The organism is Mesorhizobium sp. M0001 (assembly GCF_040324255.1).
GTDB lineage: Bacteria > Pseudomonadota > Alphaproteobacteria > Rhizobiales > Rhizobiaceae > Mesorhizobium.
This window is the reverse complement of the sequence record NZ_JAMYVS010000036.1, coordinates 1-1,381: the sequence shown is the minus strand read 5'-3', so window position 1 is coordinate 1,381 and position 1,381 is coordinate 1. Positions and strand designations below refer to the sequence as shown.

1 protein-coding gene is annotated in these 1,381 nt (G+C 61.4%); it reads right to left on the bottom strand.

Annotation, left to right across the window (positions count from 1 at the left end; genetic code table 11):
- Positions 1 to 199: 199 nt before the first annotated feature.
- Positions 200 to 1,069: a glutathione-dependent disulfide-bond oxidoreductase gene (yghU, locus tag NKK50_RS31235; protein ID WP_023689843.1), complete on the bottom strand. Its 870-nt coding sequence runs from the start codon at positions 1,067 to 1,069 to the stop codon at positions 200 to 202.
- Positions 1,070 to 1,381 lie beyond the last annotated feature (312 nt).

Below are 1,381 nucleotides of genomic sequence, written 5' to 3'. Positions count from 1 at the left end.
CGTCAAAATCTCCATGCCTTGCGATATCGCTGGCGCGAACCACCACGAAAGCGCAAATTTCAGTCCATGCCAAAGCTATCTTAGCGCCTATGCCCTTGTGGGGAGGTCGACCGAAGGTCGGGTGGGGGTGCTTGGCGCCGACCCCCACCCCGATCCGCTTTGCGGATCGACCCTCCCCACAAGGGGGAGGGTAAAAAAGTCACTCCGCCACCACCAATTTATCCTGCGTCTTCGTCTCGAAATCGCTGGCGTCGTGGCGCTCGTGCAGTTGCATGGCGGGGTCGCCGAAGGCGCGGTTGACCATGCGGCCGCGTTGCACGGTCGGGCGGGCGTCGATCGCCCTGGCCCAGCGTTGTACGTGCTCGTAGTCCTGCACCGACAGGAACTCGGCGGAATCATTGTACATGCGGCCGAGCGCCAGGCCGCCATACCAGGGCCATACCGCCATGTCGGCGATCGAATAGAAGGCGCCGCCGAGGTATTCGGTCTCCGCCAGCCGCCGGTCGAGCACGTCGAACTGGCGCTTGGTCTCCATGGCGAAGCGGTCGATGGCGTATTCGATTTTTTCGGGCGCATAGGCGTAGAAATGGCCGAAGCCGCCGCCGAGATAGGGCGCCGAACCCATCTGCCAGAACAGCCAGGACAAGGTTTCCGCGCGCGCCGGCTGTTCGGTCGGCAGGAACTCGCCGAACTTTTCCGCGAGATAAAGCAGGATCGAGCCGGACTCGAAGACGCGGACAGGCGTCTTGCCGCTGCGGTCGAGCAGCGCCGGGATCTTGGAGTTGGGGTTGACCTCGACAAAGCCCGAGCCGAACTGGTCGCCATCGTTGATGCGGATCAGCCAGGCGTCGTATTCGGCGCCCTTGTGGCCGAGCGCCAGAAGCTCCTCCAGCATGACAGTCACTTTGACCCCATTCGGCGTCGCCAGCGAATAGAGCTGCAGCGGATGCTTGCCGACCGGCAGCACCTTGTCATGCGTCGGACCGGCAATAGGCCGGTTGATGCTGGCGAACGTACCGCCATTGGCTTTCTTCCAGCTCCAGACTTTCGGCGGGGTGTATTCGGTCATGCGGGAAATTCCTTGGGTTTGGCGGGGCGAAAACGACTTGCGCGAGGGCGCGAGACTGATGGCGGAAAAGTCGGCGGAACCTAGATACGGGAACACATAGGTGCAATTCAGAAAGGTTCAACTTCTGTTGAACTATTATCGATGTCGGCGCCGCCCCTCATCGCCCTGCCGGGCACTTCTCCCCGTATAGTGACGGGGAGAAGGACGCTGTGTCCGAACCGGATAGATAGGTAACAGAATGGACCGATAGCATGGGTGACAGTTTTCTTGTCCGCCGGAGGACCGGCGATGGTTTGGCGAGAGACTGGCATC